We start from the raw sequence: 17,450 nt of genomic DNA on the forward strand, positions 1-17,450 counted from the left end.
ACAATACATCTATCACAGTTATACCAAAACTTTCATACTATATGGCCGAAGTAATTGTACACAGTAAGTTTTCAGATTTTGATATAGATCTTTTTAAGGCAGGAAAGCATTATAGACTATATGAGAAGTTTGGCTCTCATATCATGACTTTAGAGGGTAAGGAAGGAACCTATTTTGCTGTGTGGGCACCCAGTGCCAAATCGGTAGCAGTTGTTGGCGATTTTAATTACTGGGATGACCAAGCACACCAATTGCACGTGCGGTGGGACAAAAGTGGTATTTGGGAAGGGTTCATTCCAAAAGTGGGCAAAGGAAGTTTATATAAATATAAAATACACAGCCACCATGACGGCATCGTCACGGAAAAGGCCGATCCATATGGAAGACGATGTGAGTTGCCTCCAAAAACAGCTTCTGTAGTATGGGAAGATGCTTACAAGTGGAAGGATAAGCAATGGATGGAAAAAAGAAAAGATCACAATGCGCTGAATGCCCCTTTTTCTGTGTATGAAGTACATCTAGGATCTTGGAAAAGAAAGAATAATGGAGAAGACTATTTATCCTATAGCGAATTTGCTGAAGATTTAGTGGCATACGTCAAGGACATGAATTTTACGCATGTGGAGTTCATGCCAATCATGGAGTTTCCTTACGATCCTTCTTGGGGGTATCAAATAACGGGCTATTTTGCTCCAACATCACGTTTTGGTTACCCCGAGGAATTTAAATTGTTGGTGGACAAATTGCACCAAAATGATATTGGAATTATTTTAGATTGGGTGCCTTCCCATTTTCCTGAGGATGCGCATGGATTGGGCTATTTTGATGGTTCCTGTCTGTATGAGCATCCCGATAGACGTAAAGGTTACCACCCGGACTGGAAAAGTTTGATTTTTAATTATGGAAGAAATGAGGTGAAATCATTTTTGATTTCCAATGCCCTATTTTGGTTAGAGCAGTTCCATGCGGATGGTTTGCGTGTAGATGCCGTGGCTTCTATGCTGTTCTTGGATTATTCTCGTGAAGAAGGTGAGTGGGAACCAAATATGTTTGGAGGGCGAGAGCATTTAGAGGCCATTTCATTTTTGAGAGAATTGAACGAGGAAGTTTATAAAAGTTTTCCAGATGTTCAAACCATCGCCGAAGAATCCACAGCCTTTCCAATGGTGTCTAAACCTACCTGTTTAGGTGGTTTAGGATTTGGGATGAAGTGGATGATGGGCTGGATGCATGATACTTTGGTCTATTTTTCAAAGGAACCGGTTTACAGAAAATACCATCAAAACGACTTGACGTTTTCCATGACCTATGCGTTTTCGGAGAATTTCATTTTACCATTATCGCACGACGAAGTGGTTTATGGAAAGCGGTCCTTATTAGGAAGAATGCCTGGGGATGAATGGCAGCGTTTTGCTAACCTTAGGTTGATGTATGCTTATATGTTTACGCATCCTGGAACTAAATTATTGTTCCAAGGAGGTGAGATAGGACAGGGAGAAGAATGGAATTTTCTACAAAGCATCGATTGGCATTTGTTGAAGTATAAAGTGCACAAGGGAATGCAAAATTTGGTGAAGGATTTAAATATTTTCTATAAGACAGAGCCGGCACTTTATGAAAAGCAATTCACAGGTGATGGGTTTGAATGGATTGATTTTAGCGATGCGGAGAGTTCCATTTTAGCATATTTTAGAAAAGGCAATAATCAAAAAGATCATGTAATTGTAGTCTGCAATATGACACCTACACCTAGAATTGATTATAGAATTGGCCTGCCTTTTAAAGGGAAACTAAAAGAGGTGTTTAATAGTGATCTTAAAAAATACGAGGGGACTGGAGCGTATAAAAACAACACGAAAACATCCCAGGAAGTTCCTTGGCATTTTAGAGATGATTCTGTTGAAATTACAATTCCTCCTTTGGGAATGGTCGCCTTTAAATATCAAAATGTTAAAACGTAATTTATTATAAAACAGAGGGTTTTGTTGGTTTTTGATAAAAATATAACCATTAAATTAGTGAGTTAGCAAAACTTGGTGCTGAGTATTTTTTATCTCTGAACTTATGCGTTTTTTTGTTAGTCTATAAGAACTATGACTTATGATTTTAAATACTGAATTAGAAAGAAAGGGAGATTTATTTCCTTCTAAAATTGTAGCATACAATAAGGATGTAGACACCTTGTATTTTACTACCGAAAATAATGTTATTCTGGAGTTAACAGTCGTAAGAGATAGTGTTTTACGCTTTCGTTACACCACTTCAGGAACATTTGACAACGATTTTTCCTATGCTATTACAAAATATGCCAGTACGGGCTACAATTTTTTGGAAATAGAAGAAGAATCCACTTTATATAAAATCACGACTTCAAAACTTATTTGCCATATTTCTAAGTTAAATTTAAAAGTGACATTGTTTGATGCTAAGGATTTAACACTTATAAATGAAGATGAACTTGGATTCCATTGGGAAGAAAGTTATGAGTTTGGAGGTGATGTTGTAAAGATGAGTAAAACATCCCACGATGGGGAAAGTTATTTTGGGTTGGGAGATAAGCCGGTAAAGCTTAATCTAAAAGGAAAACGTTTTGAAAATTGGGTATCCGATTCCTATGCCTATGGCAGAAATTCAGACCCAATTTATAAAGCTATTCCATTTTATACGGGACTGAATGGGAATAAGTCCTATGGAATCTTTTTTGATAACACCTTTAGATCGTTTTTCGATTTTGCGCAAGAACGACGCAATGTTACCAGTTTTTGGGCGCAAGGAGGAGAGATGAACTATTATTTTATCTATGGTCCCCAAATGAGTGATGTTGTGGCCAACTACACAGATTTAACGGGCAAGCCGCATCAATTGCCTCCGTTATGGGCCTTGGGGTTCCATCAATGTAAATGGAGTTATTATCCAGAATCTAAAGTTAAGGAGGTTACTCAAAAATTCAGGGATCTTAAAATACCTTGTGATGCCATTTATCTGGATATCGATTATATGGATGGCTTTAGATGTTTTACCTGGGATAAAAATTATTTTCCAGATCCCAAAAGGATGGTCGAGGAACTTAGCGAACAAGGGTTCAAAACGGTTGTTATTATAGATCCAGGAATTAAGATTGATCACAATTACGATGTTTTCAAGGAAGGCTTGGAAAATGATTACTTCTGCAAACGAGCCGACGGGCCTTATATGAAAGGTAAAGTATGGCCTGGAGAATGTTATTTCCCGGATTTCACGAATCCAGAAGTACGAGAATGGTGGTCTGGCCTGTTTAAGGAACTTATTGAAGAAACTGGTGTAAGAGGAGTTTGGAACGATATGAATGAACCTGCGGTTATGGAGGTCCCCAATAAAACATTTCCAGACGATGTTAGGCATGACTATGAAGGCAATCCATGTAGCCATAGGAAGGCTCATAACATCTATGGTATGCAAATGGCGAGAGCTACCTACCAAGGACTTAAACGGTACACTTATCCGAAGCGCCCTTTTGTTATTACTAGAGCAGCCTATTCCGGTACACAACGTTATACTTCTACTTGGACCGGTGATAATGTAGCAAGCTGGGAACATCTATGGATAGCCAATATCCAAGCGCAAAGAATGGCTATGTCTGGGTATTCATTTGTAGGGAGTGATATAGGTGGTTTTGCCGAGCAGCCTCAAGGTGAATTGTTTACCAGATGGATTCAGCTAGGCGTTTTTCATCCGTTTTGCCGTGTACATTCTTCTGGCGATCACGGTAATCAGGAGCCTTGGGCATTTGATGATGATGTCACAAAAATTGTGAGGAAGTTTATTGAGCTTCGTTACCAGTTGCTTCCTTATTTATATACTACATTTTGGCAATTGGTTGATGAAGGTACCCCAATATTGAAATCCCTTGTTTTGTATGATCAAGAAGATATTCACACGCATTACAGAACAGATGAATTTATGTATGGAGATCAAATTTTGGTATGTCCTGTGCAGGAACCAAATTCAAGAGGGCGTAGAATGTTTATTCCAAGGGGCGAATGGTTTAATTTTTGGAATGATGAAGTCGTGCTGGGAGGAAGGGAAATGTGGGTAGATGCCGATATTGATAGTATTCCATTATTTATTAAGGCAGGCGCTATAATTCCAATGTATCCCGTGCAGCAATATGTGGATGAGAAGGAAATTGACCAAGTAACTTTAGAGGTGTATTATAAAGAAGGGAAAGAGGATTCTATTTTGTACGACGACGCCCATGATGGCTATGATTATACAAAAGGTAGATATAGCTTGAGGACTTTTAAATTAACGGGGAAAGCCAACGAAGTAATTATTCAGCAGCATAAGGAAGGAAAATATGAATCTACCTTAAGTACTTTTATGGTTAAGTTTCACGGTTTGCCATTTCATGTAACAAAGATTGAAATTGATAATGTAGACATTCCTTTATCTCAAGTTAAAATGAATGGCAGTAACAGTATGGTAGTTAGTGAGAAATTCACTCAGTTACATATTATTGGTGAGTAAGGCCGAAAATAACTGGTTTTGAAAATTGAAATTATAATCTGTCTTGAATGATTTTTGTAATTTTAGACTTTCAAATCGAACTATGTATTCAATGACCTCAAAAAATCTATTCGCTACTGCTGTTATAACTTTGGCATTTATTTCATGTGCAACCAATCCGTTTACAGGGAAACAGACCATGGCCATTGTGCCAAATTCAGAGTTGTTTCCGGCTGCATTTCAACAATACGATCAGTTTTTAAATGAACATGATATCATCAAGGGCACGAAAGATGCTGAAATGATCAAACGTGTGGGGGAAAAAATTGCGACAGCAGCAAAACAATGGTTGGATGCCAATGGTTACGAAGGTTATTTAAAGGACTACAAATGGGAATATAACCTTATAAAGGATGAGCAGAAGAATGCTTGGTGTATGCCAGGTGGTAAAATTGTTTTTTACACGGGTATTTTGCCCATTGCCGATGGAGAGGCGGGGGTAGCAACAATTATGGGGCATGAGGTGTCTCACGCGTTGGCAAATCATGGGCAGCAACGAATGAGTGCAGCTTATGTGCAGCAAGGGATAGCTTTAGCTGGAAATATGGCCATCAACAATGATAGTGATAGAGATGCTTTTAATTCGTATTACGGAGTAGGGTCTAATGTTTTAGGAATGTTGCCTTTTAGCCGAAGCCATGAGAGCGAGGCCGATAAAATTGGATTGACCCTAATGGCTATAGCGGGTTATGACCCATCTGAAGCTGTTGACTTATGGCAACGAATGGCTGCGGAAAGCGGAGGGCAAGCACCGCCAGAATTATTAAGCACACATCCTTCCAATCAAACACGAATCAATAATTTGAAAGCTTTGGTGCCGACCGCTAGAGCAGAGGCAAAAAAGTTTGGAGTGACTTCTTTTATCAAATAAAGTATAAAATAAAAAATTTGTTTACTTTCGAAGCTACACCTTGAGGTGTAGCTTTTTTTATAACCTTATATATGACTACATTCCAAAAGGGAAGTAAAAAACTTCTTAATGCTTGGGCCTTTTACGATTGGGCCAATTCTGTATATACTTTAACCATTGCTTCAACCATTTTTCCAATTTTTTACGGAACTTTAAAGTTTGTCGATGACAACAAAGTGCATGCTTTTGGTTATGAATTTAAAAATACAGCATTGATAACCTTCATTACGGCCTTTACGTTTTTGGTAGTGGCTATTATTTCTCCAATCTTATCAGGAGTGGCTGATTATATAGGCAATAAAAAAGTCTTTATGCAATTTTTTTGCTATTTGGGAGGTTTGGGGTGCTTTGGACTTTATTGGTTTAGTCTAGAGCACATATACCTGAGTTTGCTTTTTTATTTTTTTGGATTGATAGGATATTGGGGGAGTTTGGTGTTTTACAATTCTTATTTACCAGATATCGCTTTTGAAGAGCAACAGGATAAAATTAGTGCGAAAGGGTTTAGCTTAGGGTATATAGGAAGTGTTTTGTTATTGGTTTTGAATTTAGCCATGGTGATGTTTCCTAATGTCTTTGGTTTTGATACGAGTATACCACAGACCTTAAGAGAAACGGGGTCTGAACTTGAAATTGCGGAGGCGCTTCAAAAGGCAAAAGATGAAGCCTCTATCCAAGCTATGCGTTCTTCATTTATAACTGTTGGCTTATGGTGGGTGTTGTTCAGCCAATATACTTTTAGAGTGCTTCCAAAGGGACTTTCCAAAAGTAATGGAAGAGTCAATAGGCAAGTACTGTTTAATGGTTTTAAGGAACTAAAAAAAGTATGGGATGGATTGACTCATAACTTAAGATTAAAACGTTACCTCTACGCTTTTTTTGTTTACAGTATGGCAGTGCAAACCATTATGTTGGTCGCCACTTATTTTGGGGAGCAGGAAATTAATTGGGGAGGAGAGAGTGAGAAAACACTAGGCTTAATTGTAAGTATTTTGGTAATTCAAGTAGTGGCTATTTTGGGGGCCTTTTTGACTTCAAGGGCGTCTGAAAAGTTTGGTAATATTCCAACATTGATAGTTATCAATTTTATATGGATGGCACTCTGTTTTTATGGGTATTTTGTTGAAACGCCCATTCAGTTTTATATTACAGCTGCCTGTGTAGGCTTGGTTATGGGAGGAATCCAGGCGTTATCGCGTTCTACCTATTCCAAATTTTTGCCAGAGACCAAGGATACCACTTCATACTTCAGCTTTTTTGATGTTTCTGAAAAAATAGGCATTGTAATCGGGATGGTTATTTATGGATCGATAGATCAAATCACAGGTAGTATGCGCAATTCCATTCTGTTTTTGTTTATTTTCTTTTTGATTGGCATCGTTTTACTTATGCGGGTTCCAAAACAAGTTTTGCAAACTGATTAAATTGTTTATGTTTGTAAGAAATCAACTAAAACTTACAGAATTTAAACTACTTATTATGAAAAAATTAAGAGTTTTATTGTCGTTTTTGACGCTTTGTTTCTTTTTTAATTGTGAAAATGAGCCAATCGATAGTACTGTGGAACCAGGAAATTCGAATTCGTCTGCTTTTTTTCAGGTAGATTTCAATGGTCAAACATATCAGGCTGATGTGGCCTCTGCGGGACTCATGGATAATATGATTAATCTTACAGCAGTGAAAAATAATGGAGAAACGTTTACTTTATCGCTGTTTGGCAATAGTGTAGGAACTTATGAATTGGGAGTTATAGATTTAGATAACTTAATGGTGCCGCCCAATACAATGGGATACTATAACCAGAATGATCAGGAAGAATTAGAAGAAAATGCTTGGGTTTCTTTGAATGCAGAAGATCCTTCAACACCAGCCGGTACTGTTAGTATAACAGAAATTAACTCTCAAAATAACACCATTAGCGGATCTTTTTCTTTTACAGGAATGAATGACCAAGATGGAACTATTGATACGATCGAGTTTATCAACGGAATTTTTACAAATATTCCTTTTGAAACCGGATGGCCGGGGAGTGGTAATGAAGATGACAATACGTTCTACGCAGAGATTGATGGGGAGGAATTTGTGGAAGATGTCATTAATATTGACATTCTTGAATCTGAATTAGGTGATGGTTTGGGAATTTTGGCATCTAAAAACAATATGGAGACCATTCTGGTGTCTGTTCCTTTAAATATCTCACCAGGGCAACATGATTTTACAGCCATGTCGATGGTACAAAATCCGATGTTGAAAGTACAATATTCCCAATTAAGCAACCCAACGAATATAGCCTTATTAGAAGGGAGTATTTCTATAAGTTTGCATGACACTGCAGCCAAACATATTGTTGGAACCTTTGAATGTTCAGGAGCAACTACTAGTGGAAGTGATATGAATATCACAAATGGAAGCTTTGATATTTACTACGAATAACCTCAAACTTTATAAATATAACATGAAACAATTTTTAAAACTTACTAATTTATTTGCCTTAGCAATTTTACTATCAGCTTTTACTTGTGAAAATGAACCATTAGACAGTGAAATTTCGGGAGTTGATGGCAACAATACGGGGAATTCTGGAGCTTCACTTGTTGGAGATTGGACTACAGTTTCTTTTAATGCTACTATGAATACTTCAACAGGAATGGGAGGAATGAATATGGAGGTAGACGCAGCAATGGAAGGCGTAAATATGGATTATATAGTTACCTTTACAAACAACACCTTTAGTACAAACGGGAGCTATGATATTGAAACGGATTTAACCGTAAATGGAATGGATAATGGTACTACCACTTCATCGCTATCTGATGTTAATGGAACGGGAAATTATTCAACAAGTGGAAACACTATTACGTTTGATGGCTCCTTATTTGATTTGGAAGTGGATGGTATTGATACTTCAGCTCTGGGAGAAGCCCAATCTGGTGAGTATTCATTAAGTAATAATGGACAGACTCTTACGATAACGCAGGCGCAAGATATAAACCAAAGTCAACAAGGTGTTCAAGTAACAAGTACAGTAGAATCTGTAATTGTTTTGAATAAGCTTTAGAAATAAGACCTAAAAGAAAAAGCCGCTCTGTTAAGAGTGGCTTTTTTTGTGCCTTCTCATTGCTGCATTTTAAAGTAATAATCTGCAGAATGTTTTCCTGAACCATAGAACAGGAAGAAAATACACACTAATAGTGTAATGGTTGCTACCACTAGATTAGCGGTATTCATTTCTCCTATAAAATTGATAAGTATCGCTCCAATTAAAATAGGAAGTTGTGCAATAATGGCCCATCTTGTCAATAAACCAAAAGCTATTAATGCCCCGCCGATAAAATGTGCAGGAGCTACATAATGAACCGTTATCATTCCTCCGGCCATATTTTGGATAGGCGTGAAAAGATCCATTAAAATTTGACTATTGGCCATAAAACTGATGCCTTTGGTGAACAAAAACACGCCCAGCGCAATACGTAATAGATCTAAGGGGTAATACGTATGTGCGTTGGCCCATTTGTTTAATGTTTTTATGGTACCCATGACTAATAAAGTGTTGATTATTAGTCTTTAAATTACAAAAAATAAGCGAGATAAGGAAATTAAACCTGTAGCACGCCTAAGTTGAAGGGCTTCTCAATTGGTGCATGATTGGCTGCTTCAATGCCCATACTTATCCAAGTTCGAGTATCCAATGGGTCAATAATGCCATCGGTCCATAAGCGGGCTGCGGCGTAGTATGGAGACACTTGATTATCGTAACGGTCCTTGATCTTTTTATATAATTCTTCTTCCTTTTCTTTTGTAATGGGTTCGCCTTGTTTCTTTAAAGCGGCGGTTTCAATTTGCAGCAATACCTTAGCTGCAGAATTACCACTCATTACAGCAAGTTCTGCACTTGGCCAAGCTACAATGAGTCTTGGATCGTAGGCCTTACCACACATGGCATAATTGCCCGCACCATAACTGTTACCTATTACAATGGTGAATTTTGGAACTACCGAATTACTTACGGCATTTACCATTTTAGCCCCATCTTTAATGATTCCGGAATGTTCACTTTTGCTACCTACCATAAATCCTGTTACATCCTGAAGGAACACTAATGGGATTTTTTTTTGGTTACAGTTGGCAATAAATCTAGTGGCCTTATCGGCTGAGTCATTATATATTACGCCTCCAAACTGCATTTCGCCTTTCTTGGTTTTTACCAATTTACGTTGATTGGCTACAATCCCAACGGCCCAACCATCAATGCGAGCATAACCTGTAATAATGGTTTGCCCATATCCAGCCTTGTATTCCTCAAATTCGGAATTGTCTACCAAGCGCTTAATAATTTCGTACATATCATATTGTTCTGCACGACTTTTAGGAAGGATGCCATAGATGTCTTCCGGAGATTCTTTAGGTTTTGCACTTGCAGCTCTATTGTAACCTGCTTTGTCAAAATCCCCAATTTTATCGACGATATTTTTAATGGTATCTAAGGCGTCTTTATCATCTTTGGCCTTATAATCGGTAACCCCAGATATTTCGCAGTGGGTTGTAGCTCCTCCCAAGGTTTCGTTGTCAATGGTTTCTCCAATGGCTGCTTTTACCAAATAGCTGCCGGCCAAAAAGATGCTACCTGTTTTGTCTACAATCAAAGCCTCATCACTCATAATTGGCAAATAAGCGCCACCAGCAACACAACTTCCCATAACGGCCGCAATTTGGGTAATTCCCATGCTGCTCATTACAGCATTATTTCTAAATATGCGACCAAAATGTTCCTTGTCAGGGAAAATTTCATCCTGCATCGGTAAATAAACACCAGCACTATCTACCAAATAAATTATAGGAAGTTTATTTTCGATAGCGATTTCCTGTGCTCGAAGGTTCTTTTTTCCTGTAATCGGAAACCAAGCTCCGGCCTTTACCGTTGGATCGTTGGCAACAACGATACATTGCTTTCCTTGGATATAGCCTATTTTAACAACAACCCCTCCAGAAGGGCATCCGCCATGCTCTTTATACATGTCTTCTCCTGCAAAAGCACCAATTTCAATGCTTTTGGAATTTTTGTCCAAAAGATAGTCAATACGTTCTCTTGCTGTTAATTTGCCTTTTTCGTGAAGTTTTTCTATTCGTTTTTTACCGCCTCCTAATTTTACCGTTGCTAAGCGTCGTTTTAGATCTGACAGAAGTAATTTATTGTAATCTTCGTTTTTGTTGAAGTTGATGTCCATAGCTGAATTTTAATTTCCGCTAAAGTAAAAAAATAAGTTTTTTGCTGAAAGTATAATTTTTTCCTTTAAATAATATGAATTATTAAATTACATGTAAATAGTTTCCTTGGAAAATAAAATGTTTTAGCGTATATTTGCCATGGAAACTAATTGAAACATGATGAAACATATTGTAGGCTTTGCAGGCAGTAATAGTAGGACTTCAATAAATAAACAGTTGGTAAAATATACATTGGAACAATTTGATGGTATTACTGGAGAGTTATTAGACCTAAATGATTTTTCCTTGCCGTTATTTGGAGTGGATCTTGAGAGAGAAATTGGATATCCTGAACCTGCAAAAAAGTTTTTGAAGAAATTGCAGGCTGCAGATGGAATTGTAATTTCCTTGGCTGAACACAATGGAGCCTATACGGCTGTTTTTAAAAACCTATTCGATTGGATGTCCAGAATCGATAGGAAGTTGTTTAATGACATCCCAATGTTGTTGATGGCAACTTCAACCGGAGCTAGGGGAGGTGCATCGGTACTGGCTATGGCTTCAGATAGATTTCCAAGGCACAATGCAAATATTGTAGCTAAGTTTTCTTTACCATCCTTCAATGAAAATTTTTCCGAGGAAAGTATTAAAAATAAGGACTTGGATGAACAGTTAAAGGTTGAAGTTGCCAAACTAGAAGAAGCTCTAAAATAGAAAATTATTGCAATCATGGGAGATATTTCAAAAGACATCAATTCAAGTTTTGCCAACAACAAATTAAAGGCTTTGATAAATGTGATGTATACCTCAAATTGGATAACAAACCATCAAAATAATTTTTTCAAGCCGCACGGCATTTCTCCTCAACAATATAACATATTGCGAATTTTAAAAGGAGCAAAGTCTGCTTTAAAGGTTCAGACAATCAAGGAGCGAATGATAGACCGTTCTCCAAATGCTACACGGCTTATGGATAAGTTGTGTGCCAAAGGGTTGATTGAACGGCTTCCCAGTGAGAGTGACAGAAGGGTAGTGTTTATTGAAATTACCAAGGAAGGCTTGGAGCTTTTGCAGTCTATACCAGACGATTTTGATGTGCAATTGGTTAAAAAGCTTACTGAAGAAGAAGCAGGTCAATTAAGTGACCTTTTAGATAAAATGCGTTAATAGAATTTAAGTAACTATTTAAGTTGAATAAAAATCTTCTAAATAGAAGACCAAAAGAAAGGAAATTAAAATGAAAACAGTAGTTCATAAAGCAGATAGTAGAGGCTTTGCCAACCATGGTTGGTTACAGGCAAATCACTCTTTTAGTTTTGCCGGATTTTACAATCCTGAGAAAATACATTTTGGGGCTTTGAGAGTCCTTAATGATGATGTTATAGCGCCTAAGATGGGATTTGGAACACACCCTCATGATAATATGGAAATTATTACCATTCCTTTGGGAGGGGTACTAAAACATAGAGATTCCATGCATAACGAATGGCAATCTGTATTGCCAGGTGAAGTCCAAGTAATGTCGGCGGGTACAGGTGTACAGCATTCCGAAATAAATGGTTCAGAGGAAGAACATTTAAGTTTGTTTCAAATTTGGGTGTTCCCAAACAAACAGAATGTTGCTCCTCGATACGATCAAAAAAGATTCGATGTTGCTGAGCGAAAAAATAAATTACAGACATTGGTATCTTCTATTGATGAAGATTTTGATGGAAGTCTAAAAATCCATCAAGACGCAGTGTTGTCAAGAATAGATTTGGATGCTGATAAAACTTTTGAATATCAGTTAAAGTCGTCAAAACATGGTGTTTACGTGATGAATATTCATGGAGATCTCAAAATTGGAGATCAGCTTTTGAAAACAAGAGATGCTCTAGGGGTTTGGGAAGTAGAATCTTTTGAAATCACTGCTAATGAAAATTCCGAAATATTATTTATTGAAGTACCAATGATATAGTACTTTCTTTGAATGTTCCCTTTATAAATGCGTCATGAAAGTGACGCATTTTTTAGTTAAAAAATCCGATATTTGTACTCCACTAACGATCTAAATTAAATAGAGAAAATGGCGATGAACAAAAATACGGTTTTGGCTTGGGCTACAACCATTATGATATTTGTAGGAATAGGTTTAATAGCATTAGGAGCTTTTAGATACAATGATGTTGCGGGCTGGGGCTTTGCGGCAGTAGGTGTTGGCTTTTTTGCAATTGCCTGGGTATTTAATGCTCTTAAAGGAAGGGTTTAACCGTTCTATAACTGTCGAGAGTCTTTTTAGTTTAATGGAATAATATTTCAAAACACATGAGTGACGATAAAAAAGTGATTTTTTCAATGTCTGGGGTAACCAAGACATTCCAAAGTGCCAATACTCCGGTACTAAAAAATATCTATTTGAGCTTCTTTTATGGAGCCAAAATAGGCATCTTGGGACTTAATGGTTCCGGAAAATCTACCTTGCTTAAAATTATAGCTGGGGTTGATAAAAATTATCAGGGGGATGTAGTGTTTTCACCTGGGTATAGTGTCGGGTACCTAGAACAAGAACCAAAGTTGGATGATGATAAAACGGTGATGGAGGTTGTAAAAGAAGGAGCTGCCGAAACGGTTGCAGTTTTAGAAGAATACAACAAAATCAACGATATGTTTGGTTTGGAAGAGGTATACAGCGATCCAGATAAAATGGAAAAGTTGATGAACCGTCAAGCTGAATTACAAGACCAAATAGACGCTACCAATGCATGGGAATTGGACACTAAATTGGAAATTGCCATGGATGCTCTTCGTACACCCGAAGGCGACAAAAAAATTGGAGTGCTTTCAGGAGGGGAACGTCGTAGAGTGGCTTTGTGTCGTTTGTTGCTACAAGAGCCGGACGTGTTGTTGTTGGATGAGCCTACCAACCACTTGGATGCAGAATCGGTGCATTGGTTAGAGCATCACTTGGCACAATATAAAGGAACGGTTATTGCGGTAACCCACGATAGATACTTTTTGGATAATGTGGCCGGTTGGATTTTGGAATTGGATAGAGGAGAGGGCATTCCTTGGAAAGGGAACTATTCTTCTTGGTTGGACCAGAAATCCAAACGTTTGGCACAAGAAAGCAAATCGGCATCCAAACGTCAAAAAACCTTGGAGCGTGAGTTGGAATGGGTACGTCAAGGAGCTAAAGGACGTCAAACCAAACAAAAGGCACGTTTGAAGAATTATGATAAGTTGATGAGCCAAGACCAAAAGCAATTGGATGAAAAATTGGAAATCTATATTCCAAATGGACCGCGTTTGGGGACCAATGTTATTGAGGCTTTAGGTGTTAGCAAAGCTTATGGAGACAAATTGCTTTATGAAGATTTGAACTTTAAATTGCCGCAAGCAGGAATTGTAGGGGTGATTGGTCCTAATGGTGCTGGTAAAACGACAATTTTTAGAATGATTATGGGAGAAGAAACTCCGGATAAAGGTGAATTTGTAGTGGGTGAAACTGCTAAGATTGCCTATGTGGATCAAAGTCATTCCAATATAGATCCTGAAAAGTCGATTTGGCAAAACTTTAGTGATGAGCAGGAGTTGATCATGATGGGAGGGCGCCAAGTGAATTCCAGAGCTTATTTAAGCCGATTTAACTTTTCAGGAAGCGAGCAGAACAAAAAGGTAAGTTTGCTTTCCGGTGGTGAGCGTAACCGCTTGCATTTGGCGATGACGCTGAAGGAAGAAGGAAACGTATTGCTTTTAGATGAGCCTACCAACGATTTGGATGTAAATACGCTTAGAGCTTTGGAAGAAGGTTTAGAAAACTTCGCCGGGTGTGCTGTAGTGATCAGCCACGATAGATGGTTTTTGGACCGTATCTGTACCCATATTTTAGCGTTTGAAGGGGATAGCCAAGTGTATTTCTTTGAAGGTAGCTTTACCGAATATGAAGAAAATAAAAAGAAACGTTTGGGTGGTGACTTAATGCCAAAACGAATCAAGTATAAGAAGTTGGTGAGATAATCTTTTTAATTATATAATAAAATAACAGCCTGCTTTGCAGGCTGTTTTCGTTTTGGATATGTGCTAATACATTTTATAAAACAACAATCTTATTTTTTGGTTTTCAAATGCGTTTTCAAGGATATTTTTGTCAATTGAGGATATTGTTTAATTACAAAAAGTAATAGAAGTTGTGTCCAAATAAAAAGCCTGCATTATAATGCAGGCTTTTTTATGTTGAAACTTGAATTAAAATTAGTTCAAGTTTGAAGTTTTAGATACCAAAGTTGACGCTGGTACATCTAGAGCAAAACCAGGTCTTCCTGATTGTAATGAATATATGCCTGAAGCTCCACTATATTCACCTTCAATTACTGTTCCATCCGTTAATGTAATAGTATAGGTAGCTTCTAATAAACCATCTTCAGTTTCAGTTGGCCAAGTTATTGTTGCTAGATTGAATACTACACTTTCAATGATAGTTTGGTCATCTTCGAAACCAACAATATCTTCACTATTAGCAATAATAAATGCTTCAAATGCTCCAGGTACCGTTGTACCATCCCATTCTGAACCATACCATGTATAATCACCTGTAGGAGGAGTCAAATCTTCTAAGGTCCAAGCTGCTTCACCTGTATCAGGGTTAGTTCCTGTAGGTCCTTCTGTTTGAAAACCGATACCAATATATAAGTCATTTGGGTAAGAGAATGTACCATCTCCATTGTCAACAGACTCATAAGGATTGAAGTACATAACAACTACGTTAGTCTCAGTTGCACCTGCAAAAGCAAAAGCCCCTGTATTGGTAGTATATTCTTGAGTACCATCAATTACAAAAGAGTCAGATGCTTCAACAAGAGGTAAGTCAACTGTAACAGTAATAGTGTTACTTACCAATTCACCATTGGTAGCATGGATAGTATACTCTCCTCCTGCAGTAGGAGTAAATACGTTAGAAGATAATGTAGCTCCACTTGCAAAATAAGTAGAAGTACCTGTTACGTCTTCATCAAGGTCATTCATCACAGAAAGTGTTACCGAACTTCCTAATTCAATAGATGTAACATCGGCAGTCAAGGTAATTGAAGTAGCAACTGGATCCCCTCCTCCATCAGAAGAATCATCATCACTGCTACAAGAAACTAGGGCAGATGTTCCCACAAAAAGAGAACATAGTAATAAAAGTTTTTTCATAGTTGTTGTTTTAAAATTAAATTTTCGTTGCCAAAGATATACTTATATAATTAATAATCTAAAAAAAGCTGTTAAAATTAATGTGAATTAGTTTGTTAAAATATGATTTAATGTTTATCTGAATGGGATTGTTTATAATTAAGAAGAATTCATATTATTTATGGCAAGGAATTAAAATAAGCCAACCATTAAGAAAGAGCTTTAAGTAAAAAAAAGGACCTTAATAGGTCCTTTCTAAGTAATTTATTTGTTGTCATATAAATGGCCTTCTGTAAAGTCCTTGTAACTTTCATCAACCGAGGATTTAAAAGATTCCATTTCTGTAAGCCTTTTGTTCTCTGCCTTTAGTTTGTACATTTTTAAAATTGCAACAACTATAAAAAATATAAATACAGCGGCTGTTAGGATGAGAATTACGGTAAGCTGTGTAGTACTAACCAAAAAATGGGAGATGTAGGCTAATGTCTTCATATTTTAATAGATAGAGGGGTTCGTTAGACCAAATATACAATATATTGTTTTAACCTAAATAGTGCCTTTCTAAATTTTTATGCGTTATAGAATATCCTTGTTCCCATACCATTTTAATTGCACAACTTCGATATTTGGGTTTTGGGAAGTAACCATGTTTTTAAACTTTTCTACATCACTATGGCCGTCGGTTCCTCTGTAATGGTAGGGATATACTTTTGCAGGCTTAAAGTCAAGTACAGCACTTGCGGCACTTTCCACTGTCATAGTGTAAGGAAGGTTCATGCATACAAAAGCAATATCTATATTCTTGAGACTTCGCATTTCAGGGATGTCTTCTGTATCTCCAGAAATATACACTTTAGTGCCATTAATATCCAAGATATATCCATTACCACGGTCTTTGGGGTGAAATTGCAGAGCTTCTTTTCTTAAGTTATACATGGGAATAGCGTCGATATTCAATTCAACTTTCGACGTTTTAAAGCCTTTGCTTAAACCATTGAACATGAGTTCAAAATTTTTGAGTAGAGGCGCGGATAGTTTTTCCTTTACCGCTCTTGGGCCTATGATAATTGTATTGGGTGATGCAATGGCTTCTAAGGTTGGTATATCTAAATGATCACCGTGAATGTCTGTGATAAGAATGAAATTAGGGGGATTTAAAGTGCCATAAAGGTCTTGTCCTCCTACTGGGTCAATGTAAATAGTCGTCCCATTGTTTTCTAAAACCAAAGAAGCATGTTCTATAGCTGTAATTTTAAGGTCGTCTTCTTCGGAAACATTACTTGCAATGTTTTTTTTAGCCTCAGACTTATTTCCTGTTGGTTCAGGTGCCGATTCTTTGGTTACCGAAGAATCTATTTCCACTTTATCAACTGCTTCTGAAGGTGTTGGAATGGGATTTTCAACCTGAGAAGGCGTTTCAACGGGTTCTTTTTTGTCACTTTTACAATTAAATAATAGTAAGCCTACGGCTAAGCTTAATATAATGTAAGATTTATTGGTCATAAGATTTTAGTTTTTAGTTAAATATAAAATAAGAAATTTTAAATAAATATCATGTAACAAATTAAATTGTTAAACTACTTATATTTTTAGAGAGATTTAATTTTATAAATGGTATTTTTTTAACGAAATTGCCTTT

16 protein-coding genes are annotated in these 17,450 nt (G+C 37.1%); 11 read left to right on the plus strand and 5 right to left on the minus strand.

Going from position 1 to position 17,450, the window contains the following annotated elements; all coding sequences use genetic code 11:
- Positions 1-41 precede the first annotated feature (41 nt).
- The 6 genes from glgB (at position 42) to RBH95_RS08440 (ending at position 8,513) form a co-directional block, all read left to right on the plus strand.
- Positions 42-1,961 (plus strand): 1,4-alpha-glucan branching protein GlgB, encoded by a 1,920-nt coding sequence (glgB, locus tag RBH95_RS08415; RefSeq protein ID WP_307899138.1) that lies wholly within the window; start codon positions 42-44, stop codon positions 1,959-1,961.
- Between the two features lie 139 nt (positions 1,962-2,100).
- Positions 2,101-4,506, plus strand: coding sequence for a glycoside hydrolase family 31 protein (locus RBH95_RS08420; protein WP_307899139.1), 2,406 nt, complete (start codon positions 2,101-2,103; stop codon positions 4,504-4,506).
- 91 nt (positions 4,507-4,597) lie between these two features.
- Complete coding sequence (locus RBH95_RS08425) at positions 4,598-5,416, plus strand: M48 family metallopeptidase (RefSeq protein WP_307899140.1); 819 nt, start codon at positions 4,598-4,600, stop codon at positions 5,414-5,416.
- Positions 5,417-5,487: 71 nt separating this feature from the next.
- Positions 5,488-6,879, plus strand: coding sequence for an MFS transporter (locus tag RBH95_RS08430; protein ID WP_307899141.1), 1,392 nt, complete (start codon positions 5,488-5,490; stop codon positions 6,877-6,879).
- Between the two features lie 55 nt (positions 6,880-6,934).
- Positions 6,935-7,888 carry a DUF6252 family protein gene (locus RBH95_RS08435; RefSeq protein ID WP_307899142.1) on the plus strand — a complete coding sequence of 318 codons (954 nt, stop codon included), beginning with the start codon at positions 6,935-6,937 and terminating at the stop codon, positions 7,886-7,888.
- A 22-nt stretch (positions 7,889-7,910) separates the two neighbouring features.
- Positions 7,911-8,513, plus strand: coding sequence for a hypothetical protein (locus tag RBH95_RS08440; RefSeq protein WP_307899143.1), 603 nt, complete (start codon positions 7,911-7,913; stop codon positions 8,511-8,513).
- 56 nt (positions 8,514-8,569) lie between these two features.
- On the opposite strand, the gene RBH95_RS08445 is transcribed toward RBH95_RS08440, so the two are convergent.
- Together RBH95_RS08445 and RBH95_RS08450 are read right to left on the minus strand one after the other, a co-directional pair.
- Positions 8,570-8,992, minus strand: a complete 423-nt coding sequence (locus tag RBH95_RS08445; protein ID WP_307899144.1) for a DoxX family protein — start codon at positions 8,990-8,992, stop codon at positions 8,570-8,572.
- 59 nt (positions 8,993-9,051) lie between these two features.
- Complete coding sequence (locus tag RBH95_RS08450) at positions 9,052-10,680, minus strand: acyl-CoA carboxylase subunit beta (protein WP_307899145.1); 1,629 nt, start codon at positions 10,678-10,680, stop codon at positions 9,052-9,054.
- Between the two features lie 157 nt (positions 10,681-10,837).
- Between RBH95_RS08450 and RBH95_RS08455 the strand changes: the two genes are divergently transcribed.
- The 5 genes from RBH95_RS08455 (at position 10,838) to ettA (ending at position 14,656) form a co-directional block, all read left to right on the plus strand.
- The gene (locus tag RBH95_RS08455) at positions 10,838-11,374 is read left to right on the plus strand and encodes an NADPH-dependent FMN reductase (protein WP_307899146.1); all 537 of its coding nucleotides are present in this window, start codon (positions 10,838-10,840) and stop codon (positions 11,372-11,374) included.
- Positions 11,375-11,389: 15 nt separating this feature from the next.
- Positions 11,390-11,827 (plus strand): MarR family winged helix-turn-helix transcriptional regulator, encoded by a 438-nt coding sequence (locus RBH95_RS08460; protein ID WP_307899147.1) that lies wholly within the window; start codon positions 11,390-11,392, stop codon positions 11,825-11,827.
- Positions 11,828-11,897: 70 nt separating this feature from the next.
- Complete coding sequence (locus RBH95_RS08465) at positions 11,898-12,617, plus strand: pirin family protein (protein ID WP_307899148.1); 720 nt, start codon at positions 11,898-11,900, stop codon at positions 12,615-12,617.
- A gap of 108 nt (positions 12,618-12,725) precedes the next feature.
- Positions 12,726-12,908: a CAL67264 family membrane protein gene (locus RBH95_RS08470; RefSeq protein WP_307899149.1), complete on the plus strand. Its 183-nt coding sequence runs from the start codon at positions 12,726-12,728 to the stop codon at positions 12,906-12,908.
- Positions 12,909-12,964: 56 nt separating this feature from the next.
- Positions 12,965-14,656, plus strand: coding sequence for an energy-dependent translational throttle protein EttA (gene ettA / locus RBH95_RS08475; RefSeq protein ID WP_307899150.1), 1,692 nt, complete (start codon positions 12,965-12,967; stop codon positions 14,654-14,656).
- A 234-nt stretch (positions 14,657-14,890) separates the two neighbouring features.
- Here the strand turns inward: ettA and RBH95_RS08480 are convergent, their stop codons facing one another.
- The 3 genes from RBH95_RS08480 to RBH95_RS08490 all read right to left on the minus strand — a co-directional run bounded on the left by RBH95_RS08480 (position 14,891) and on the right by RBH95_RS08490 (position 17,314).
- On the minus strand, positions 14,891-15,832 hold the full coding sequence (locus RBH95_RS08480) for a hypothetical protein (RefSeq protein ID WP_307899151.1): 942 nt from the start codon (positions 15,830-15,832) through the stop codon (positions 14,891-14,893).
- A gap of 243 nt (positions 15,833-16,075) precedes the next feature.
- Complete coding sequence (locus RBH95_RS08485; protein WP_307899152.1) at positions 16,076-16,303, minus strand: LapA family protein; 228 nt, start codon at positions 16,301-16,303, stop codon at positions 16,076-16,078.
- 84 nt (positions 16,304-16,387) lie between these two features.
- Positions 16,388-17,314: an MBL fold metallo-hydrolase gene (locus RBH95_RS08490; RefSeq protein WP_307899153.1), complete on the minus strand. Its 927-nt coding sequence runs from the start codon at positions 17,312-17,314 to the stop codon at positions 16,388-16,390.
- Positions 17,315-17,450: the final 136 nt, after the last annotated feature.

The sequence above is a fragment of the Mangrovimonas sp. YM274 genome (genome assembly GCF_030908385.1).
Lineage (GTDB): Bacteria > Bacteroidota > Bacteroidia > Flavobacteriales > Flavobacteriaceae > Mangrovimonas_A.